Origin of the sequence: Acidovorax sp. SUPP3334 (assembly GCF_030159055.1) — a bacterium.
In the GTDB taxonomy this organism is placed as follows: Bacteria; Pseudomonadota; Gammaproteobacteria; order Burkholderiales; family Burkholderiaceae_C; genus Paracidovorax.
In genome coordinates this window covers 73,231-94,189 of record NZ_BQXQ01000019.1, presented here as the reverse complement: position 1 = coordinate 94,189, position 20,959 = coordinate 73,231, and the positions used below count along the sequence as shown (strand labels likewise).

Genomic DNA, 20,959 nt, shown 5'->3' with positions numbered 1-20,959 from the left:
CGATGGGCCGAACAGATCGTCCTGCGCAACGGCGCGGCCCTCACGCACATGGCGGGCAAAGTGCGGCGCCAACGCCGCCTCGATCTGCGCCCAGGGCAGCCGGGCAGCCAGCACCGCCAGCGGGTGGCGCGGATCGATCATCTCGGCCAGCGGCTGGCGCCAGAAATCGGTCTCGGACATCTGCAAAACTCCCAGAAAACAAAATCTGATTTGTTGATTCTCGGGGGATCAAGCAACCAGCGGAACTGGCGAAAACCCAGTGTTCATGCGGGTTGCCAGGGTTTTGCAGGGGCGACTCAGTAAGGTCATGCCCAAGAAAAAACGGACTACCGCGTTAGCGATAGTCCGTTAATTTTTGAATAAATGGTCGGCGTGGCGGGATTCGAACTCGCGACCCCTTGCACCCCATGCAAGTGCGCTACCAGGCTGCGCTACACGCCGACAAGACTTGGATTATATGCAGAAAAAACTCACTTCAAGGAAAGCAGCGCTCGAATTTCAAATAATTCCTGTCGCAGCACTTGCGCGTCCAAAGTCTTGATCGCGTGCAAGGAATGTGGAGCAAAAAGCTTGCCCGAGTCCACAACCCCATCCAGCAACGAGGTGGCTGGGTCTGCCTCTGAAGAGGACAACTCGGCTTCCTGGAGCCGGTTTCGTGCGCCACTGATGGTGAAACCTTGCTCATACAGCAGATCACGTATCCGCCGAATCATGAGCACTTCATGGTGCTGGTAATAGCGGCGGTTGCCCCGTCGCTTCATGGGTCGCAGCTGCGTGAACTCTTGTTCCCAATACCTCAGCACGTGCGGTTTAACGCCGCACAGTGCAGCAACCTCGCCAATGGTGAAATACCGTTTGGCCGGAATGGGAGGAAGCGGTGTGCCCATGAGACGCGGTTTTTAACAATCGAGCGATCAAGCGTACTGCAGCAGGACCAAAGGCGCCAGCCACATCCCCTCAAACAAAGACGAGAAAGCGACAGCGTTTCAAGTCACGCTCCCACCCGTCTGGATCTGCTCCTTGAGCTTGCTGCTGGCGTGGAAGGTCACTACACGACGGGCCTGAATCGGGATGGCCTCTCCAGTTCTCGGATTTCGTCCTGGGCGTGGGGCTTTCGTGCGAATCTGAAAATTCCCGAATCCCGACAGTTTGACGTCCTTACCATCGACTAGCCGCTGCGCGATCAGATCGAAAAAAGCATCGATCATGTCTTTCGATTCGCGTTTGTTCAAGCCGATGTGATCGAAGAGAAGATCCGCCAACTGGGCCTTGGTCAAGGCGGGGGTTTCCAGGCCTTCTACCGCAAATTCCATCACGTCAGCGCTCCCGTTCAACATAACCATCACCGCAATCTCGCACCAGTGCGATGGGACAGATGTTCAACCACCGATTGAATCGTGGCGTCGATTTCAGCCTCTGTCAGCGTGGCATCGTCAGCGCCAAGCGTCAGACGGACAGCCAAACTCTTTTCACCAATAGAAAGACCTCCTCCCACAGCCACCTCTCCGTCGCGCAAAGGCTTCGGCCGGAACACATCGAACAGCACCGCGTTGCGCAAACGCGTGGCGGGCACGGCGGCTTTGATTGCATCCATGACATCCGTATGGGTCACGCGCTCAGCGACGGCAACCGCCAAGTCCCGCTCCACTGTTTGGTGCTTGGCAACCGGGTGGAAAGAAGGCATTGGCCGCCGTATGACTGCCGCAAGCTCCAGCTCAAACATGACAGGGGCCTGTGGAAGCTCCCAAGACTGGCGCCAGCGGGGATGCAGCTCCCCGACGAAACCGATAGGACGCCCATCCAACAACACACGGGCACAGCGGCCTGGATGCATGGCCGGATGTGCCGCAGGCTCAAACTCGGCCTTGAACGGCGCCAGCAGGGCTTCGACGTCTCCCTTGGCGTCAAAAAAATCAACGCCTTGTTCCTTGCGTGCCCACTGCAGCATGTCCGAAGCACCGTAAGCGAGACCGGCCACACGGATGGGCTGATGAAAACCCTCCACCGTGGTGTCGGACCCAGCAATGGACTTGTCGCGAATAAAGACTCTTCCCAATTCGAAAACCCGGACGCGCTGGGATTTACGATCGAGGTTGAATTTCAAAACTTGTAGCAAAGAACCCAGTAGAGACGAGCGCATGACGCTCATCTGGCTGGCGATGGGATTCAACAGGCGGATCGGCTCGGGGTTCCCGGCCAGCTCATGCTCCCAGTGTTCTTCCACAAAGCTGAAGTTAATGGTTTCCCGATACCCCAACCCCGCCAATGCTCGCCGGATCGCGAAGGGCCCGCGTTGCTCCTCTGCCCTCAACTTTGGAGTGATGGGTGCTAAAGGGGGCGTAGTCGGCAACTGCTGGTAGCCCACCATGCGGGCCACTTCTTCGATCAAATCTTCCTCAATGGCCAGATCGAAGCGATAAGAAGGCGGCAGTACCGTCAACGTGCCCTCTCCCAAGGTCACAGGCAGGCCCAGACGATGCAACGCGTCGAAGCACTGCTGCTGGGTCAACGGCATTCCGATGACCTTTGCTGCGCGCGCGACTCGCAATGTGACAGGCTTGGCCTCGGGCAGGTTGGGACGCTGATCGTCCATCGGACCGCAAACCGTCTCCGAAGTACCGCAGATATCGATCACCAATTGGGTAATGCGCTCGATATGCTCGGCTGTCTGGCTCGGGTCCACACCGCGCTCAAAACGATGTCCTGCATCGGTGGAAAAGTTGTACCGGCGCGAGCGGCCCGCAACCGCCTTCGGCCACCAAAAAGCAGCTTCGATATAGATATGGCGCGTGGCATCTGACACAGCGGTCGCATCGCCGCCCATGATGCCCGCCAATGATTCAACCTGGCGCTCGTCAGCAATGACGCCGACCGTGTCATCGAGCGTGACGGTGCTGCCATTCAACAGCTTGAGCTCTTCACCCACGTGTGCCCAGCGCACATTCAGGGTGCCATGGATCTTGTCCAAATCGAAGATGTGAGACGGGCGACCCAACTCGAACATTACGTAATTGGAGATATCGACCAACGGTGAAACGCCTCGTTGTCCGCAGCGCGCCAAACGGTCCAGCATCCACTGCGGAGTTACCGCCTGGGTATTGACGTTGCGTACGATCCGACCCGTGAAGCGCCCACAAAGATCTGGAGCACTGATATTGACCGGTAGAACGTCCGAATGACCCGCCGTCACAGCGGGAAACTGAAGTGGTTTCAAAGGTGCTCCTGTGAGAGCAGACACTTCGCGTGCAATGCCATAAACGCTTAAGGCATGCGCCAGATTTGGGGTGAGCTTGAGAGTGAACAACGTATCGTCCAACTTCAGGTGCTCACGAATATCCTGGCCCAGTGGAGCATCGGCAGACAACTCCAAAAGGCCGCCATGGTCCTCAGAAAGCTTGAGTTCCCGTGCAGAACACAGCATGCCCTGGCTCTCTACACCACGCAGCTTACCCACCTTGATCAAGAACGGCTTGCCGTCGTCACCGGGTGGCAATTCAGCACCAACGAGGGCACAAGGGACCTTGATGCCCACCCGTGCATTCGGAGCGCCGCAAACGATGTTGAGCAAGTCGCCCTGCCCCACATCGACCCGACAAACACGCAAGCGATCAGCGTTCGGGTGTTGCGCTGCTTCCTTGATTTGGCCCACCACGATCTTGGCAAAGGGCGGAGCCACAGGCTGCAGTTCCTCGACTTCGAGCCCTGCCATGGTCAACGTCTCTGCCAACTCAGTGGTCGAAATCGGAGGGTTGCAGAACTCGCGCAACCAGGATTCTGGAAATTGCATATTCAGTTTTCGATGATTCTTGAATGCGGACGTTTGAAGAGCAAAACCTGTCCGCCAGCGGCACTCTTGCGGTTTATTGGAACTGCGAAAGGAAGCGAATGTCGCCGTCGAAAAACAGGCGCAGGTCATTGACGCCATAACGCAGCATCGTCAGCCGGTCAGGCCCCATGCCAAAAGCAAAACCGATGTACTTCTCGGGATCGAGTCCCATGTTGCGCACCACATTGGGGTGAACTTGCCCCGAACCCGCAACTTCCAGCCAACGCCCAGCAAGAGGCCCCGTCTGGAACTGAATATCTATCTCGGCGCTAGGCTCTGTGAACGGAAAAAAACTGGGCCGAAAGCGCAAGACCAAATCTTCGCTTTCAAAAAAGGTTCGACAGAAATCGGTGAAAACGACCTTCAAGTCTTTGAAACTGACATTTTCGCCAATCCAGAGCCCCTCACACTGATGGAACATCGGTGAATGCGTGGCATCGCTGTCCACGCGATAAGTACGCCCTGGCGCGATCACCCGAATCTCAGGCATCGCCTGTCCCGCATCAATGAGGTTCCGGTGTTTTTTGACATGCTGAACGGCATGGCGAATCTGCATGGGACTCGTATGGGTGCGCAGCAGATTGGGAGCGGTTTCAGTGCCGCCCTCCACATAGAACGTATCGTGCATGGAGCGCGCAGGATGATCCTCTGGCGTATTCAATGCTGTGAAATTGAACCAATCCGATTCAATTTCAGGGCCTTCCGCCACGTCGAATCCCATAGAACCAAAAATACTCTCTATGCGCTCAAGGGTCAGTGAAACCGGATGCAGCCCCCCTTGCCCACGCTGGCGGCCCGGCAAGCTCACATCCAGTGATTCTGCTTGAAGCTGTGCCTCCAACTCTGCGTCAGCCAACGCCTTGCGGCTGGCATTCAGCGCAGCTTCGATGGCCTGCTTGGCCAAGTTGATTGCGGCACCACGGGATTTCTTTTCCTCAACGGATAGCTGAGCCATCCCCTTCATGAGCTCGGTCACGCGCCCGGACTTGCCCAAAAACTGGGCTTTGGCGTTTTCCAGATCGGCGGGGGTAATGGCTTGCGCAAACAGTTGCCGCGCGCTTTCGACCAGGGAGTCCAACTCGTTCATACCAACTCTCATCGTCTCTTGGAAATAAACAAGGGCTAGTGCCTTTTCAAGCGCTAGCCCTTGCGTTTATTGCGCAAGCAGCTATCAATAAGATAGCTGCAAGTCGTGAACTCAAACAGCAGCCAGCTTGGCCTTGACTTGCTCCACGATGCTGCCAAAAGCAGCCTTGTCGTGCACCGCGAGGTCGGCCAGCATTTTGCGGTCGATCTCGATGGCAGCCTTTTTCAAGCCGTTCGTGAATTGGCTGTAGGTCAGACCCAATTCGCGCGAGGCGGCGTTGATACGAGCGATCCACAGTTGGCGGAACACGCGCTTCTTGGTGCGGCGGTCACGGTAGGCATATTGCCCAGCTTTCATTACCGCCTGTTTGGCGATCCGGAAAACATTACCGCGGCGACCACGGAAACCCGTTGCAAGGGCGAGAACTTTCTTGTGACGGGCACGGGCCGTTACACCACGTTTGACGCGAGGCATGTGAGTACTCCTTGTTCGTCAGTTATTAAAGGCCAGCACCGGGCAGCATTTGTGCGATGGAGCCCATGTTGGTCTCATGCACAGAAACTGCACCACGCAAATGGCGCTTATTCTTGGTGGTCTTCTTGGTCAAAATGTGACGTTTGAAGGCTTGACCGCGCTTGACGGTGCCACCTGGACGAACGCGGAAACGCTTCTTCGCGCTGCTCTTGGTCTTCATTTTGGGCATATGAATGCTCCTTTTGTTTGTGCTCGCGAGGCGTTTGCAGACCGATCCGCAACCTTGTTGGCCCCGAGCCACTTTTTGACGGCAAACCTCGGTTTGCCGTTCGACGCCGCTTTCGCAGCGTCTTGCCCAGAGCAGGTTCGAAGCTGCTCCAGTCAATCCGTCCGAAACAACCTCAGACAGGAGAGGTTGCACCTTCTGCCGCAGGCTTGCCAGCGGGCTTTTTCTTACCAGGAGCAATCATCATGATCATCTGCCGGCCTTCGAGCTTCGGGAACTGCTCGATCAAGATGGTGTCGCCCAAATCATCTCGAATGCGATTGAGCAAGGCCAAACCCAATTCCTGGTGGGTGATTTCCCGCCCCCGGAAACGCAGCGTGATCTTGCACTTGTCGCCTTCCGCCAGAAACCGGCGGATATTGCGCATCTTGATGTTGTAGTCGCCATCGTCCGTGCCAGGACGGAATTTGACTTCCTTGATCTCGATGACCGTCTGCTTGGCCTTGGCCTCAGCTGCGCGCTTTTGCTCCTGATACTTGAACTTGCCATAGTCCATCAGGCGGCACACAGGTGGGTTGGCCGTGGCAGCAATCTCCACCAAGTCCACATCCAGCTCGCCCGCCATGCGGAGGGCTTCCATGAGGCTCACGACACCGAGCGGCTCATTCTCAGGACCCGAAAGGCGAACCTCAGGGGCCATGATTTCACGGTTCAGGCGGTGCTTGCGCTCTTCGCGCTGGCGACGATCACGAAATTCAGTAGCGATGGCTATCTTCCTTCAATCAAAAAGCTACGAACAGCGTAGCTGACTCCGTACGACCATGTGACTAAAGCAGGTGTTTGTCATCCAATCAAGCTTTAGCGGCGATGTCTTGTTCTATGAGCGCAACAAACGCTTCCAAAGACATCACACCAAGATCCCGATTGCCTCGGGCACGCACTGCGACGGTTCCCGCTGCCTTTTCCTTGTCGCCGGCGACAAGGATGTAAGGCAGCTTTTGCAACGAATGCTCTCGTATTTTATACGTAATCTTTTCGTTACGCAGGTCAAGCGCTACCCTAAGGTCTTGATTCGGCAGTGCTTTTTGCAGCTTTGCAGCAATTTCACGACAGTAATCGTCCTGAGCGCCAGTGATATTGAGCACACTCACTTGCACTGGCGCCAGCCATACCGGCAGCGCACCGGCATGCTGCTCGATCAGGATTCCGATGAAACGCTCCAGACTGCCCACGATCGCACGGTGCAACATGATAGGTCGATGACGGGCGCCGTCCTCACCCACATATTCGGCCCCCAAACGCTCTGGCATGGACGGGTCGACCTGAATGGTTCCGCACTGCCAGTGGCGGCCAATGGCATCACGCAGCGTGTATTCAAGTTTCGGCCCATAAAAAGCACCATCGCCTACGGCGATCTGATAGTCGCAACCGGATGCCTTAAGGCTTTCTATCAGTGCGTTCTCAGCCTTGTCCCAACTCTCTTCAGAGCCGATGCGCTTCTCAGGGCGCGTCGCGACCTTGTAGATGATGTCTGTGAACCCGAAATCCTTGTAGACCTTCTGCAATAAGGAAGTGAAGTTGATGCACTCCTGCTGGATCTGATCCTCCGTACAGAAAATGTGGCCATCATCTTGGGTGAAGGCACGCACGCGCATGATTCCATGCAAGCCACCCGTTGGCTCGTTGCGGTGACACTGCCCGAATTCTCCGAATCGCAAAGGCAGATCACGGTAGCTCTTGACGCCTTGATTGAAGATCAAGATATGGCCTGGGCAGTTCATGGGCTTGAGCGCGTAGTCATGCTTCTCGCTCTCCGTCGTGAACATGTTTTCTCGGTACTTGTCCCAGTGACCGGTTTTTTCCCAGAGGTGCTTGTCAAGGATTTGCGGACCCTTCACTTCTTGATACCCGTTGTCGCGATAGACCTGGCGCATGTATTGCTCTACGCCCTGCCAGATCGTCCAGCCCTTGGGATGCCAGAAAACAGTTCCGGGCGAGTGCTCGTCGATGTGAAACAGATCCAATTCCCGGCCCAAACGGCGATGATCGCGTTTCTCGGCCTCCTCGATGCGCTTGACGTACGACTCCAGGTCTTTCTTGTCCGACCATGCTGTGCCGTAGACGCGTTGCAGTTGCTCGTTCTTCGCATCGCCGCGCCAATAGGCACCAGAAACTCGGGTGAGCTTGAACACTTTCAAAAAGCGCGTGTTGGGTACGTGGGGACCGCGGCACATGTCCACATATTCCTGGTGGTAGTACAAGCCCATGGCTTTTTCCTCAGGCATGTCCTCGACCAGGCGCAGTTTGTAATCCTCGCCACGGGCTTTGAACACCTCAATCACTTCGGCCCGGGGCGTCATCTTTTTCACGACTTCGTAGTCCTGCGCAATCAATTCCTTCATGCGCTGCTCAATAGCCGCGAGATCATCAGGAGTGAAGGGCCGCTCATAGGCGATGTCGTAATAAAACCCTTCTTCGATGACTGGACCAATGACCATTCGAGCCGTCGGATAGAGCTGCTTCACCGCATGTCCGACCAAGTGGGCGCAAGAGTGGCGGATGATTTCGACGCCTTCCTCATCTCGCGGCGTGATGATCTGCAGGCGCGCATCGTGGTCGATCAAATCGCTGGCATCTACCAATCGTCCATCCACCTTTCCGGCAACCGTCATCTTGGCCAAGCCGGGCCCGATGGACTGAGCCACCTCTGCCACGGTCACCGGGCCGGGATATTCGCGTTGGGAGTTGTCGGGAAGCGTGATCTGAATCATTGAGAATCCTTGTCTAACGTGGCAAGCGCAGCGCCACAAAGCAAAAAGCGCGGAACGAAGTCCGCGCTTTTAAAAAGAATGCAATCTGTGCAGGCGCGAACATGCAGCCTTAACGGCCGATCGAGTGCTCCGATGTAGTTCGCGGTGTCATAACCAGATGTGCCTTTCTCGCTCTTGTGCTGATGTGAAGATTGGCGGATTCTAACCGGCCAAATAAAAAAGCCCGGCGCCGTGAGGCACCGGGCTTTTCATCGACCCAATAGTCAGTGGAATTGCTCTTCTTCCGTTGAACCGGTAAGTGCCGTCACGCTGGACTTGCCCCCTTGGATCACGGTGGTCACATCGTCAAAATACCCCGTGCCAACCTCTTGTTGATGGGACACGAAGGTATAGCCACAGTCACGGGCTGCAAACTCGGGTTCTTGCACCTTTTCGACATAGGCCGACATGCCGCGCTTCACATAGTCCTGGGCCAAGTCGAACATGTTGAACCACATGCTGTGGATACCGGCGAGCGTGATGAACTGGTACTTGTAACCCATCGCGCCCAGTTCACGCTGGAACTTGGCGATGGTGGCATCGTCCAGATTTTTCTTCCAGTTAAAGGAAGGCGAGCAGTTGTAGGCCAGCAATTTGCCCGGATGCTTCGCATGCACGGCATCTGCAAACTTCTTCGCGAACTCCAAATCAGGCGTGCCCGTTTCGCACCACACGAGGTCAGCATATTCTGCGTAAGCAACGGCCCGGCTGATGGCCTGATCCAACCCTTTCTTGGTCTTGTAGAACCCTTCGGCCGTACGCTCACCCGTCAAAAATGGCTTGTCATTGGCGTCGTAGTCGCTGGTGATCAAGTCAGCGGCTTCTGCATCAGTGCGGGCGATCACCAGTGTGGGGACGCCATATACGTCAGCCGCCATGCGGGCAGCCACCAGTTTTTGCACCGCTTCCTGAGTCGGAACCAGCACTTTTCCGCCCATATGGCCGCACTTTTTCACCGAGGCCAACTGGTCTTCAAAGTGAACGCCTCCCGCGCCTGCGCGGATCATGGCCTTCATCAATTCATAGGCGTTCAGCACGCCGCCAAAGCCTGCTTCAGCATCCGCCACGATCGGGGCGTAATAGTCCACAAAACCCGCATCGCCATGATTCAGTCCCTTGGACCACTGGATTTCGTCGGCGCGGGTGAAGGCGTTGTTGATGCGCTCCACGACCTTGGGCACAGAATCGACCGGGTACAGAGATTGGTCTGGATACATGGCCGCATATTCGTTGTTGTCCGCCGCCACTTGCCAACCAGACAGATAGATCGCCTTGATACCGGCCTTTACCTGCTGCATTGCTTGTCCGCCAGTGAGCGCCCCAAGGCAGTTCACATAGGGCTCGCTGCTCACCAGGCTCCATAATTTTTCGGCACCGCGCCGTGCCAAGGTGTGCTCTACCTGGAAAGAGCCGCGAAGCCGGACCACATCTGCAGCGCTGTAACCGCGTTTGATGCCTTTCCAGCGGGGGTTCTGCGCCCAATCTTTTTCGAGGGCAGCAATTTGCTGTTCGCGGCTGAGCTGTTCATTGAAGGATTGCGGCATAAAGTCACTCCAGAGGTTGGTTGAACATCGGGCGGCAAGCGCTGCCCTTGGGAACGACTTTAAGTCTTGTATAAGAGTTGTGCAATCTCTTATGTCTTATATAAGAGATAAATTTTCTCTTTTAAATTCAATGGATTACGCGAATGAAATCACGATATGAAAATTCACTTCTCATATCGAGAAATTTTGCGGCGATGCACCAATTTTTTATTTCACATCGTGGAAGAAAATTTTTGCGATGTAAAAACTGCCGTCAATGGCGGCGCCCAAGCATCCAGTCTCCGTGAGCGATGAGCGGCGCACTGAGCAGGTGATCAGGATTGATCTCATAGATCAGGCATTGCAGGGACTCTCCTTTGACGACCACAGCAATCTGCCGCTTGATGTATTCGCCGTTGGGTTCCGGAAGCAACCCTTCAATTACATCCAAGCGCGCTTCGAGATCCGCTGAGATCGCGTAGACCTCGCCGTGCACCGGCAGATCTCCAGCCTCCGATGTATCTTTCAAATGCAAAGCCACCCCAGGGTAGGCGCCCAGATCGTAGAGCGATCCGCAGACAGTAGCCTCCCCCACAAACTTTGCACGAGGTGTCAATTGGGTGATGTCATTGCTCCCGCCTCGGCGCAACGTGCCGTACACGAAGACGTATCGAGAAGGAATGGGAAAGGTCTCATCGGGCATGATTGGCGCTCCAGGATTTACTTCCAAAGTCTAGCCCTCATCCCCATGCCAAGCCGCCCCGTCGCCTATCTTTGCCTTGCACTCAGCATGTCGCTCGTAGGCAGCTATGTCGCTTTGTCCAAACCGCTGGCCGCTGCCATTCCAGTGTTTTTACTGGCTTGGTTGCGCTTCGGTATCGGTGGCTTGGGCATGCTGCACTGGCTCAGAAAACCCAAGGATGAGGGCCTGATGACCCCGGAGGTTCGCCGCCTGCTCTTTCTGGAGTCTTTCCTCGGCAACTTCCTTTTCACGCTTTGCATGATTTCCGGCGTGAGCTTGACCAGTGCGGTCTCGGCCGGCGTCACGATGGCTGGCATACCTGCGGCGGTGGCGGTGATGAGTTGGTTTTTCTTGAAGGAGAAGGTCTCTGTACGAACCTGGATTGCCGTCGGCTGTGCAGTGGCGGGCATCGCACTTTTTTCGCTATCAAATTCAGAGCACCACTTCCAAGATAGTTCACGGCAGCCAGGCGAAAGTGCCTCAGATCTGGCTTGGCTCGGTCAGTTGTTGTTGTTGGGCGCCGTACTTTGCGAAGCAGCTTATTCAGTCATCGGTAAAAAATTGACTGGCACGCTCGGACCACGCCGCATTACGTCGCTGATCAATCTTTGGGGATTCGTGCTGGCCACTCCGATGGGAATCTATGCAGCGTGGAAATTCGATTTCGCTGCGCTCACGCCAGGTTTGTGGACGTTGCTTGTTTTTTATGCGCTGGCTGCCAGCATGTGGACGGTATGGTTGTGGATGACGGGACTCAAGGTGGTCCCCGCGGCACAAGGTGGGGTGTTCACCGTCATGCTCCCCATCAGTGCTGCGCTGGTCGGCGTGATGGTGCTGGGCGAAAGCCTCTCGCTCCTGCAGATCATGGCATTCGGCATCGCCCTCGCCAGTGTGGTCTTGGCAACGCTGCCGAGCCGATCCCCCCCTTGATAACAGGCCTGTCGAAAAAAAGGCGGTCGCTGAATGATTCGTTCAGCAGCCCCACGCTGAACAGCGCAATGTCCTGACTACCGCCCGGTCACTTTGCGAATGGGTGGCTTGATGCTCTCGCGCCGGGCGGGCAAAACCGGCGCGTGCTCGCGCGGGGCGTTAAGCACGATACACGTCGATGTCTCCGCCAGCAGACAGAACCCAGTCACAACGGCATCGAGATGGCTGACATCGATCACAGCGATTTCCAAAACCCAGCTGTCCTCGCCCGTGACGTTGTAGGCGTTCAAGACCTCCGGTGTTTCGTCGATCAACCGCACCACCCGCGCATATTCGGCGCGGCCTACACGAATGATTGCTCGGATGCCGTAGCCCAGACGGCTGTAGTCCAAGCGAGCGCCGGAGCTGCGGATCACGCCCGAGGCCTCCAGCTTTCGCACCCGCTCCGTGACCGCTGGCTGGCTGAGGTGTACTCGGCGCCCCAATTCCGCCATCGAAATGCGAGCGTCCTGCTGCAATTCGGCCAATATCCGGGCGTCGTGGGAGTCCATCATTACTCATAAGACGGTAACTTGCCGAGCACGCCAAGACAAGAAAGCCAGCATTCATGCGGTTTTCGAGGCGATCAATGTTCCCCAAGTTACTGACTTCTCAGTAATTGATCGATCATCCGCTCATTTAATCATCAATAAAAAGGCAATCGTCATTTCTCACCTTTGAATTGCCATGGAAAAGAGCGCCTTGCCTGCATAGCATTTGCAGAATGAATTCATCCACTGCCACCACCGCTTCCGCCGCCAAACGCCTGCCGACTCTGGTCATCCTTGCGCTGCTGGCTTGTTACTTCATCTGGGGATCTACCTATCTTGCGATACAGGTGGCGCTCAACAGCTTTCCGCCTTTCTTCCAGATGGGAGGCCGCTTTCTGGTGGCCGGTTCGCTTTTGATGGCTTGGGCCGTCTGGCGTGCCCCTCGGGGACGTATGAAGACCGCTTTGCCCACAAAACGCCAATGGATCAACGCGTGGGTCGTGGGCGCCCTGATGCTGGGCGGCGGCATGGGTTTGACCGCCACGGCCAGCGTGCATATCGGCTCAGGGCTGATCGCAGCCTGTGTGGCCGTGGTGCCGATGATGATCGCTGCCTGGGGGCTGATGTGGGGGCGGCGCCCCACGACCGGGGAGGGCGCGGGGATGGCGCTGGGCGCGATTGGAGTACTGATGCTCATGCAGGGCAGCAGTTTTTCAGCCTCTCCTGCCAGCATGGCTTGCATCCTGGCCGCCACGATGGCTTGGTCTCTGGGCTCGGTCTTGTCCACGACCCGACTGCCGCTGGCTGACGGGGCCAGCGGCTTCGCCAGCGAGATGCTCTGCGGGGGCGCCGTCCTCATGGCCGTTTCGCTGGCCCTGGGCGAGCAACCGGTGTGGCCGCCGCAGCCCAGCGCCGTCGCGGCCTGGCTTTACCTGGTGAGCCTGGGCTCTTTGATCGGTTTCAGCGCCTACATGTATCTGCTGCGCCATGCCACACCCGCCTTGGCGTCCAGCTATGCATTCGTTAATCCGCTCATCGCGCTGCTTCTCGGGAGTGCACTTGCGGGAGAGCATCTGACGGCTGGCGAGTGGTCTGCCTGCGCCGTGATCTTGACCGCGGTTTTGGTGATTTTCCTGTCGCGCCGGACGCGCTGACATCTCTTCCTGGTCATGCCGCCGGAAATCAGGCTCGGTCGATTGCGCTGTGCTCACGCAACAAATGGAGGCAAAAAAAGCGCCTTCTCCCTTGGAAACGCGTTTTTTTCCCAGTAGCATCTGCGGGCCAGTGGAAAAGCAGGTTTTCGCTGGTGACGATATTTCACTTCCAACAAGGAAAACCCAACATGGCAACTGCAAAGAAAGCGCCGGCCTCCGAAGCCAAGGCCGCAGCACCCGCGAAGAAGCGCACCCCGAACGCCGCTTTCATGAAAGCCCTTACGCCCAGCCCTGCCCTGGCTGCCGTCGTAGGCTCGACGCCCTTGCCCCGCACCGAAATCATCAGCAAGCTGTGGGTCTACATCAAGGCCAACAATCTGCAGGACGCCAGCAACAAGCGAATGATCAACGCTGACGCCAAGCTCAAGGAAGTGTTCGGCAAGCCCCAGGTCTCCATGTTCGAGATGGCTGGCCTGATCGGCAAGCACGTCAAGTAAATCCCTGCGTCTGCCTTTCAGGCAGACAGCGGATGAAGCCGGCATGACAGCCGGCTTTTTTTTGCCTGTGTCGAGCCGAGGACCAGCCAGACAAGACGCAATGTTTTCTTTCAGAAACACCCTTGGATTGCAAATGCGATGAATTCGCATTTATAATGATTCATTGTCAACAGCCAGCCAACACTGCCTGCCCCATGATCGTTTGTGTTTGCCGCCGGGTTTCTGATCGCGAGATCGCACGCCATGCACATGCGGGCATGAGTTTCGACGAGATTCAGTTCGAGCTGGGTGTCGCCACCCAATGTGGCCGATGCGAGAGTTGCGCGCGGGACGTCGTGGCCCAGTGCAGCGTCTCCCACCCTGTCGCTGCCCTGCACAAAGAGATCCCGTCGCAGACGATCCAGCTTGCCAACTCCATTTTGGAAAGCAAAGCATGGAACTGCTCTCAACCCTCGCAGGCAGCCTGATCTTCGTCATCGGCTCGGTGTGGTGGATCTTCCGTAAGTAACCTGGTCTTTTAGGCCTCTAGCGCTTGCTACGCTTGCGCTGGCAGCTATCATTTTTATGTCCCAATTTGATCGATATGGTTCCTCGCGGGGCGTGAGTCGCAACGTCGTGATAGCGGGATCGGTTGTGCTTTTGCACGTGGCCGGATTGTGGGCACTGCAGTCAGGCCTGTTGCGCAAAGCGGCAGAGGTGATCGTTCCTGCGGAAGTGTTGAGCGAGTTCATCACGCCCCCGCCCCCCCCCGCCCCACCTGGTCCACCGCCACCGAAACCTGCGCCGCCTCCTCAGCCGAAGCCCGCGCCCAAGGCGCCGGCACCTCGCCCAGCGCCAATGCCGGTCGCAATCCCCGACCCAACTCCCGCACCGAATGCTCCTACAGGCATCACGGCGCCTCAACCGCCGGCACCACAGATCGAGGCGCCCGCAGCGCCGCCAGCACCTCCCCCTGCGCCGCCCGCCCCGCCAGCGCCGCCCAAGATCGAGCGGCCCTCCAGCGACGCGGCTTACCTTAACAACCCCCGACCAACCTACCCGGCGATCAGCAAAAGGCTGGGTGAACAGGGGAAAGTCGTGCTGCGCGTGCTCATCGGCACCGACGGGCTGCCTCAGCAGGTCGAAATCAATAAGTCCAGCGGTTTCGACCGGTTGGATCGCCAGGCACAGGAGGCGGTCATGCGCTGGCGCTTCGTGCCTGGCAAACGCAATGGTGTTCCAGAGACCATGTGGAACCTGGTGCCCGTCAATTTTGTTCTCGAATAATTTTCAGGAGTTTTCATGGAATCGCATTTCGGCATAGCCAACGTTTGGATCCAGGGTGACTTTGTCACCCGCGCCGTCGCCGTACTGCTGCTCGGCATGTCCCTCGCCTCCTGGATCGTCATATTGATCAAGGCCATGGACATCATCCGGTTCAAAAAGCATGCGCGCGGCGCCCGCGATTTCTGGCACAGCGAGGACTTTGCCGCAGGCCTGAGCAAACTGGGAGACGATCCAGCCAACCCCTTTCGACATCTGGCCCTCGAGGGCCGGGAAGCCACTGCGCACCACCGCAACACCAAGGCCCACCTGCATGACAGCCTGGACGTGAGCGACTGGGTTACCCGCAGCCTGCGCAATTGCATCGACGAGTTCACCGCCCGTGTGCAGTCCGGCCTGGCCGTGCTGGCGTCCGTTGGCTCGACGGCTCCATTCATCGGCCTGTTTGGCACGGTCTGGGGCATCTACCATGCCTTGGTCGCGATCGGTACCTCGGGCCAGTCCACCATCGACAAAGTGGCGGGCCCGATCGGCGAGGCACTGATCATGACGGCGCTCGGATTGGCCGTGGCGATTCCTGCAGTGCTGGGCTACAACGCACTCGTGCGTGGCAACAAGTCGATCTTGAACAACCTCAACAGTTTTGCACACGACCTGCACGCGTATTTCGTGACGGGTGCACGGGTCAGCGCACCTGGCGAACAAGCCAAGGTTCTGCCGATCAAGAAGGGCTGAAGCCATGTCTTTCGGAACCCAGGACGACGCCGACGAGGTAATGAACGAAATCAACATGACGCCGCTGGTCGACGTCATGCTGGTGCTGCTCATCATCTTCATCATCACCGTACCCGTGATGAAGCATGCCGTGCCGGTTGACTTGCCTCGCGCTTCGAACCAGCGGGAGGATGTGAAGCCCGAGACGATCCGCCTCAGCATCACTGCGGACGGCAAATACCACTGGAATGAATTGACGATTGGAGATGACGACCTGGAACCTCGCCTGAAAGCCGAGGCTGCCAAGGACCCTCAGCCCGATCTGCACATTCGTGGAGACAAGGAAGTGCGCTATGAGCGCGTGGCGCTGGCCATGTCGGCAGCACAGCGTGCAGGGGTGCGCAAGATCGGGTTCGTGACCGAACCTCAATGATAAATATTTACAAGATAGGCACGCATCGCCCTTGACGAATAATTGAGAATGGTTATCATTAACCCAATCGCAAAGCACAGAGGGATTTCTCATGCACGCTAGTCTTAACGCCCTGCCTTCTTCTTCCTTTTTTGGTTCCGCCGTCTTCCAGGAACGCGAGCCAGCGGGCGCCGCCCATCTGGCAAGTTCTGCACCGGCCGTCGACAGCCGGGAGTTGCTGAAGGGACAGAAAACGGTTGCCATCAGCCATAACGGGTCGGTGTACCGTCTGCAAGCTACGAAGCTCGGCAAGCTGATCCTGACCAAATAGTTTCATCGTGGGGCGACTCCAGGGCACGCTCAGTGCCCAGAGGGTCGTATTTGCCAGCCAACGGGTTGCCCGCGTAGCCAGGCTTTTTTTACCCATCAGCGCATAAAAAACCGGCCCTTGAGGCCAATGCCAGTAAGTTAAGCAAAGGCCCTTCGGGGCCTTTGTTGTTTGTACAGTGCAGGCTTGATCAATCGAGCTTTGACCATAGAGGTCAAGCGATAGCCAATGCTGCTGCAAGAGTACCTGAGCGATACCCACGACTTTGCAACCCCCGAGCAATGGGGCGTGGTCCAAAGCAGCGTACCCCAGCAGTGGATTGAGCAGGCCCTGCAGATGAGCGGCGTGGCGACACTGCGCAAGCGGCGATTGCCCATGGAGCAGGCACTTTGGTTGGTATTGGGTGTTGCCTTGCTCAGAGACCGTTCCATCGTGAACGTGGCAGAGGTACTGGAGCTGGCGCTGCCTGGGCAGCACGATGAACCCATCAGCTCCAGCGCGCTGAGTCAGGCGCGCCAACGGCTGGGCAGTGAGCCCCTGCAATGGCTATTTCGACATACCGCTGCACATTGGACGCACCAGGAGGCCAGTCGCCACCGCTGGCATGCGTGTGGCCTTGGAGTGGCTACAAAGCCAGAGATGGGAAGGCAGTCGCCCCCACGACCCGGACCGATCAGGCTGCACTCGTGTCGAAGTCAAAGACCCAGCGCCGCGATGCCGGCCTTGGCGATCTGTGCATCCTCGGTTGACTTTACGCCGCTAACCCCCACTGCGCCGAGGCATTGCCCGTCTTTCATGATCGGTACACCGCCTTCCAGCAGTCCGTCGATGAAGGGCGCGCTGAGGAAGGCCGTACGGCCTCCGTTGACGATGTCTTCATACACCTTGCTTTCGCGGCGCCCCAGTGCGGCGGTGCGGGCTTTTCCCGGCGCGATGTGGGACGAAACAGCGGCTGCTCCATCAAGGCGCTGCAGAAACAGCAGATGGCCGCCGTCATCGACAATGGCGATGGTCACCGGCCACTGGTTTTTGAGGGCTTCAGCCTCGGCAGCAACAGCGATCTTCTTGACGTCGGCGGCTTCGAGTTCGAGTTTGTTTTTCATGGCGTGTGCGGTCCAGTGCAGTTTAAAGAAACAGGGGCCGGTGGCCCGTGGTAGGGTCAAGCATACCGGCTGGCCCTGGCAAGACCCTGCTGGCATCAGGCAAAAGATTCCATCCTTAAAAGTACGGGATCAAAAGAGGGTATTTGAAACCGCTTGCATCGTCACCACCTAGAATTTGTTGGCCTGCGCTGTGCAGGCCTCAAAGGAGATAGAAGATGAACGACCAAGTCACCACCCTGGGCTCTGCGGGATATGGAGTCTCGCAAGAAGAGCGGCAGAGGGTGCTGCGCAACACCTATTGGCTGCTCGCGCTGAGCATGCTGCCCACGGTGCTGGGCGCTTGGGTGGGCGTCGCAACGGGCATCACCCAGTCGCTGCGTGGCGGCGTCGGGCTGATCGTTTTTCTCGGTGGCGCCTTCGCCTTCATGTTCGCCATCGAAAAGACCAAGCGCTCTGCGGCAGGCGTGCCCGTGCTGCTGGCTTTCACCTTCTTCATGGGGCTGATGCTGTCCCGCCTGATTGGCATGGTGCTGGGCTTCAAGAACGGCACCGAACTGATCATGACGGCGTTCGCAGGCACCGCGGGCGTGTTCTTCGTGATGGCGACCCTGGCCAGCGTGATCAAGCGTGATCTGTCGGGCATGGGCAAATGGCTGTTCGTCGGCGCCATGGTGCTCATGGTGGGCGCGATCATCAATGTGTTCGTGGGCTCTTCCGCCGGCATGATGGCCATCTCGGTCGCGGCCATCGGTATTTTCAGCGCCTATATGCTGTACGACCTCAAGCAGATTCTGGACGGCGGCGAGACCAACTACATCAGCGCTACGCTGGCCCTGTACCTGGACGTGTTCAATGTGTTCCAGAGCCTGCTGGCCTTGCTGGGCATCGTGGGCGGTGAGCGCGACTGATTTTGCGGTGCCACGGCACTGATGGGTTTTCTCCGAAAAAGGCCTCGAAAGAGGCCTTTTTCAATGGTGCGGAAGTTTTTTGACAGCTTCCGCGAATTAATTTCTGCCTGAATCAGCAGTGGGCCCTCAATCCTTCAGGCCCCGTGCCGATAATCAAGGAACATGGCTTACTTACCAGCGCCCATCTCCCGCACGCGTTGCGCTGCCCTGCTCGTTTTGCTGCTTTTGTCGGGCTGCGAAATTCCAGGCCTGGGGCCAGACCCCCGCGCGGTGCAAAAGGAAGCCGAAGCCAAAGCCATCGGCGGGGCCTGCCGGCATGCGTTGCGCGGCCTGGAAGATTGCTTCACGCTGAACCCCAAAGCCGCAAAGGCGTCCGTCTTCGCCGGCTGGAAGGACATGGACCAATACATGCGCGACAACAAGCTGGAAGGCGCTCCTTCCGTGCTCGGCAAATTGGAAACCAAACCAGAGCGCGCAAACCGCTCCGGCGACGCGGGCGAGGCCAGCGAAGCAGGCGCCGGCACCCGCAATCGCAGCTGATCGGGTTTGAATTGGTCGATGCCGCCCGACCGAGCGGCATTTCCAGTCTTTAAGCCCGCTCGAACACCGCCATGCTCTCGACGTGCGCCGTGTGCGGGAACATGTTGACCACGCCTGCTGCCACGCAGCGGTAACCCGCCTGATGCACCAGCAGCCCGGCATCACGGGCCAGCGTGGCGGGGTTGCAGCTCACATACACGATGCGCTGTGGAGGCACCCAGTCTTGCGCCCCGGCAGGCAGCGCGGGCGCCTCTTCGGCACCGGTGCGGGCTTGGTGAATATCGGCCAGCGCCTTCGTCAAAGCAAAGGCCCCTTCCCTCGGAGGATCGACCAGCCACTTGTCCGCAACCCCGTCGGCCACCAGCATCTCCGGCGTCATGTCGAACAGATTTCTGGCAACGAAGTCCGTCGCCGCCAACGCTTTTCCGCCCATCGAACGAGACTGGTTGAGTTGGTAGTTCTCCCGCGAGCGCGCCACCAGCGCCTCGCTGCCCTCGATGCCCAGGACTTCGCGTGCTTGCGTCGCGATGGGCAGGGTGAAATTGCCCAGGCCGCAGAACCAGTCGATCACCCGCTCGTGCTGACGTGCATCCAGCAGACGCAGGGCACGTGACACCAGCACGCGGTTGATGTGGGGATTTACCTGCGTGAAATCGGTCGGACGAAACGGCATGGTGATGCCGAAGTCAGGCAGGGCATAGGACAGTTGCTCCCCCCCGGAATCGAGCAATTGCACGGTGTCCGGCCCTTTGGGCTGCAGCCACCATTGCACGTTCTGCTCCAAGGCAAAGGCCCGCAGCTTGGCCAGGTCGCCGGTGCTCAGCGGTTCCAGGTGCCGCAGCACCAGCGCTGTAACGTCGTCGCCGCAGGCCAGTTCGATCTGCGGACAGGTGTCGCGCGCCTCCATGGACGAAATCAGGTTGCGCAGCGGCACGAGCATGGCGCTCACATGGGGCGGGAGCACCGGGCACACTTCCATGTCTGCCACATAGCGGCTCTTGCGTTCGTGAAAGCCGACGAGCACCTGGCCCTTCTTGATCACGTAGCGGACCGACAGGCGCGCACGGTAGCGATAGCCCCAGGCCGGCCCTTCGATCGGGCGCATGATGGTCTCGGCCTTGACCTTGCCCAGGTGCCAGAGGTTGTCTTCCAGCACCCGCTGCTTGACCGCGACCTGCGCTGCGACGTGCAGATGCTGCATCTTGCAGCCACCGCAGGCTCCTCCATGCAATCCGAAATGCGGGCAGCCGGGTCGCACGCGCTGAGACGATTCACGGTGGATCGCCGTCAGGCTGGCCTGCTCCCAATTGTTCTTTTTGCGGTGGGTGTTGGCGGTGACGAGTTCCAGGGGGAGCGCGCCATCGATGAAGACGACCTTGCCATCGGGCTTGCGGGCCACGCCTTGCGCGTCCATGTCCATGGACGTGATTTCCAGCCAGCCTTCAGGCAGTTCGTTCGTGGGGATCTGTGGTTCTGTGGGGTCGCTCATTCCCCGATTGTCTCAGGCCGCAACCGCCTTCTGGCAAGGCCTGCCTCAGCTGCGGTCGGCGCGTGCGCGGCGCGGTGTCATGCGAGCCGGCTGCGCAGACGTTCCCGCCATGGAGGCCGATGCCGGCAGGCGGTTGATCTCCAGCTCACAGCCGTAATTGTCCAGCGAGAAGACCAGCGTGCCGCCTGGCACGGTGCGTGGCAGGGTCTCATGCACCTGGCGGGCAAGGTCCACCGGCGGCCGCTGCGAGCGGTAGATGATCTGCTGGTCGGCGCTATAGACCAGGTAGCAGGCGGCGGAGGCGCCCTGGGAGAAGAAGCCGGCCAAAAGCGCGGCGGCAGCATAGCGGATGGCTGGCATGGTGGGAGACCCTTCTTGGATGCGTTCACGCAGATGAATGGCG

24 protein-coding genes, 1 tRNA gene and 2 pseudogenes are annotated in these 20,959 nt (G+C 58.1%); 11 read left to right on the top strand and 16 right to left on the bottom strand.

Annotated features, from left to right (window positions below):
- The 12 genes and pseudogenes from AVHM3334_RS12850 to AVHM3334_RS12795 form a co-directional block, all read right to left on the bottom strand.
- Positions 1–180: pseudogene (locus AVHM3334_RS12850) on the bottom strand (IS5/IS1182 family transposase); the annotation flags it as partial.
- A gap of 184 nt (positions 181–364) precedes the next feature.
- Positions 365–441: transfer RNA gene (locus AVHM3334_RS12845), tRNA-Pro, on the bottom strand.
- A gap of 29 nt (positions 442–470) precedes the next feature.
- Positions 471–887, bottom strand: a complete 417-nt coding sequence (locus AVHM3334_RS12840) for a MerR family transcriptional regulator (RefSeq protein ID WP_284412806.1) — start codon at positions 885–887, stop codon at positions 471–473.
- Between the two features lie 99 nt (positions 888–986).
- Entirely contained in the window at positions 987–1,343 is a 357-nt protein-coding gene (locus tag AVHM3334_RS12835) for an integration host factor subunit alpha (RefSeq protein WP_502869902.1), read from the bottom strand.
- Positions 1,343–3,787, bottom strand: a complete 2,445-nt coding sequence (pheT, locus tag AVHM3334_RS12830) for a phenylalanine--tRNA ligase subunit beta (RefSeq protein WP_284412805.1) — start codon at positions 3,785–3,787, stop codon at positions 1,343–1,345. The genes AVHM3334_RS12835 and pheT overlap by 1 nt, the downstream gene beginning before the upstream one ends.
- A gap of 73 nt (positions 3,788–3,860) precedes the next feature.
- Positions 3,861–4,913 (bottom strand): phenylalanine--tRNA ligase subunit alpha, encoded by a 1,053-nt coding sequence (pheS, locus tag AVHM3334_RS12825; protein ID WP_284412804.1) that lies wholly within the window; start codon positions 4,911–4,913, stop codon positions 3,861–3,863.
- A gap of 111 nt (positions 4,914–5,024) precedes the next feature.
- Positions 5,025–5,387 carry a 50S ribosomal protein L20 gene (rplT, locus tag AVHM3334_RS12820; protein ID WP_284412803.1) on the bottom strand — a complete coding sequence of 121 codons (363 nt, stop codon included), beginning with the start codon at positions 5,385–5,387 and terminating at the stop codon, positions 5,025–5,027.
- A gap of 25 nt (positions 5,388–5,412) precedes the next feature.
- Positions 5,413–5,616, bottom strand: a complete 204-nt coding sequence (gene rpmI / locus AVHM3334_RS12815) for a 50S ribosomal protein L35 (protein WP_092745026.1) — start codon at positions 5,614–5,616, stop codon at positions 5,413–5,415.
- 172 nt (positions 5,617–5,788) lie between these two features.
- On the bottom strand, positions 5,789–6,385 hold the full coding sequence (gene infC / locus AVHM3334_RS12810; RefSeq protein WP_284412815.1) for a translation initiation factor IF-3: 597 nt from the start codon (positions 6,383–6,385) through the stop codon (positions 5,789–5,791).
- Between the two features lie 79 nt (positions 6,386–6,464).
- Positions 6,465–8,384, bottom strand: a complete 1,920-nt coding sequence (gene thrS, locus AVHM3334_RS12805; RefSeq protein ID WP_284412802.1) for a threonine--tRNA ligase — start codon at positions 8,382–8,384, stop codon at positions 6,465–6,467.
- A gap of 263 nt (positions 8,385–8,647) precedes the next feature.
- The gene (gene aceA, locus AVHM3334_RS12800) at positions 8,648–9,967 is read right to left on the bottom strand and encodes an isocitrate lyase (RefSeq protein WP_284412801.1); all 1,320 of its coding nucleotides are present in this window, start codon (positions 9,965–9,967) and stop codon (positions 8,648–8,650) included.
- 253 nt (positions 9,968–10,220) lie between these two features.
- The gene (locus AVHM3334_RS12795; RefSeq protein WP_284412800.1) at positions 10,221–10,649 is read right to left on the bottom strand and encodes a gamma-glutamylcyclotransferase family protein; all 429 of its coding nucleotides are present in this window, start codon (positions 10,647–10,649) and stop codon (positions 10,221–10,223) included.
- 45 nt (positions 10,650–10,694) lie between these two features.
- On the opposite strand from AVHM3334_RS12795, the gene AVHM3334_RS12790 reads away from it, so the two are divergent.
- A complete protein-coding gene (locus AVHM3334_RS12790; protein WP_284412799.1) occupies positions 10,695–11,618 on the top strand; it encodes a DMT family transporter in 924 nt (307 codons plus the stop codon).
- A 77-nt stretch (positions 11,619–11,695) separates the two neighbouring features.
- Here AVHM3334_RS12790 and AVHM3334_RS12785 read toward each other — a convergent pair whose 3' ends face one another.
- The gene (locus tag AVHM3334_RS12785; protein ID WP_284412798.1) at positions 11,696–12,169 is read right to left on the bottom strand and encodes an Lrp/AsnC family transcriptional regulator; all 474 of its coding nucleotides are present in this window, start codon (positions 12,167–12,169) and stop codon (positions 11,696–11,698) included.
- A 212-nt stretch (positions 12,170–12,381) separates the two neighbouring features.
- On the opposite strand from AVHM3334_RS12785, the gene yedA reads away from it, so the two are divergent.
- The 8 genes and pseudogenes from yedA to AVHM3334_RS12745 all read left to right on the top strand — a co-directional run.
- Positions 12,382–13,302 carry a drug/metabolite exporter YedA gene (yedA, locus tag AVHM3334_RS12780; protein ID WP_284412797.1) on the top strand — a complete coding sequence of 307 codons (921 nt, stop codon included), beginning with the start codon at positions 12,382–12,384 and terminating at the stop codon, positions 13,300–13,302.
- Positions 13,303–13,490: 188 nt separating this feature from the next.
- Positions 13,491–13,799 carry an SWIB/MDM2 domain-containing protein gene (locus AVHM3334_RS12775; protein ID WP_284412796.1) on the top strand — a complete coding sequence of 103 codons (309 nt, stop codon included), beginning with the start codon at positions 13,491–13,493 and terminating at the stop codon, positions 13,797–13,799.
- A gap of 194 nt (positions 13,800–13,993) precedes the next feature.
- Entirely contained in the window at positions 13,994–14,266 is a 273-nt protein-coding gene (locus tag AVHM3334_RS12770) for a (2Fe-2S)-binding protein (protein WP_092745018.1), read from the top strand.
- Between the two features lie 97 nt (positions 14,267–14,363).
- Positions 14,364–15,065: an energy transducer TonB gene (locus AVHM3334_RS12765; protein WP_284412795.1), complete on the top strand. Its 702-nt coding sequence runs from the start codon at positions 14,364–14,366 to the stop codon at positions 15,063–15,065.
- A gap of 15 nt (positions 15,066–15,080) precedes the next feature.
- Positions 15,081–15,797 carry a MotA/TolQ/ExbB proton channel family protein gene (locus AVHM3334_RS12760; RefSeq protein WP_284412794.1) on the top strand — a complete coding sequence of 239 codons (717 nt, stop codon included), beginning with the start codon at positions 15,081–15,083 and terminating at the stop codon, positions 15,795–15,797.
- Between the two features lie 4 nt (positions 15,798–15,801).
- Positions 15,802–16,209, top strand: coding sequence for an ExbD/TolR family protein (locus tag AVHM3334_RS12755; RefSeq protein WP_092745015.1), 408 nt, complete (start codon positions 15,802–15,804; stop codon positions 16,207–16,209).
- Positions 16,210–16,300: 91 nt separating this feature from the next.
- Complete coding sequence (hemP, locus tag AVHM3334_RS12750) at positions 16,301–16,519, top strand: hemin uptake protein HemP (protein ID WP_284412793.1); 219 nt, start codon at positions 16,301–16,303, stop codon at positions 16,517–16,519.
- 225 nt (positions 16,520–16,744) lie between these two features.
- Positions 16,745–17,059 (top strand): annotated as a pseudogene (locus tag AVHM3334_RS12745) (transposase domain-containing protein); the annotation flags it as partial.
- 152 nt (positions 17,060–17,211) lie between these two features.
- On the opposite strand, the gene AVHM3334_RS12740 reads toward AVHM3334_RS12745, so the two are convergent.
- Positions 17,212–17,619, bottom strand: coding sequence for a GlcG/HbpS family heme-binding protein (locus AVHM3334_RS12740; RefSeq protein WP_284412792.1), 408 nt, complete (start codon positions 17,617–17,619; stop codon positions 17,212–17,214).
- Between the two features lie 215 nt (positions 17,620–17,834).
- Here AVHM3334_RS12740 and AVHM3334_RS12735 point away from each other — a divergent pair, with 215 nt between their 5' ends.
- Both AVHM3334_RS12735 and AVHM3334_RS12730 read left to right on the top strand, forming a co-directional pair.
- Positions 17,835–18,527, top strand: coding sequence for a Bax inhibitor-1/YccA family protein (locus AVHM3334_RS12735; RefSeq protein WP_092745013.1), 693 nt, complete (start codon positions 17,835–17,837; stop codon positions 18,525–18,527).
- Positions 18,528–18,689: 162 nt separating this feature from the next.
- Positions 18,690–19,067 (top strand): hypothetical protein, encoded by a 378-nt coding sequence (locus tag AVHM3334_RS12730; RefSeq protein ID WP_284412791.1) that lies wholly within the window; start codon positions 18,690–18,692, stop codon positions 19,065–19,067.
- Positions 19,068–19,116: 49 nt separating this feature from the next.
- On the opposite strand, the gene rlmD is transcribed toward AVHM3334_RS12730, so the two are convergent.
- Both rlmD and AVHM3334_RS12720 read right to left on the bottom strand, forming a co-directional pair.
- Complete coding sequence (gene rlmD / locus AVHM3334_RS12725; RefSeq protein ID WP_284412790.1) at positions 19,117–20,556, bottom strand: 23S rRNA (uracil(1939)-C(5))-methyltransferase RlmD; 1,440 nt, start codon at positions 20,554–20,556, stop codon at positions 19,117–19,119.
- A gap of 45 nt (positions 20,557–20,601) precedes the next feature.
- Positions 20,602–20,916, bottom strand: coding sequence for a hypothetical protein (locus tag AVHM3334_RS12720; protein ID WP_284412789.1), 315 nt, complete (start codon positions 20,914–20,916; stop codon positions 20,602–20,604).
- Between the last annotated feature and the right edge of the window lie 43 nt (positions 20,917–20,959).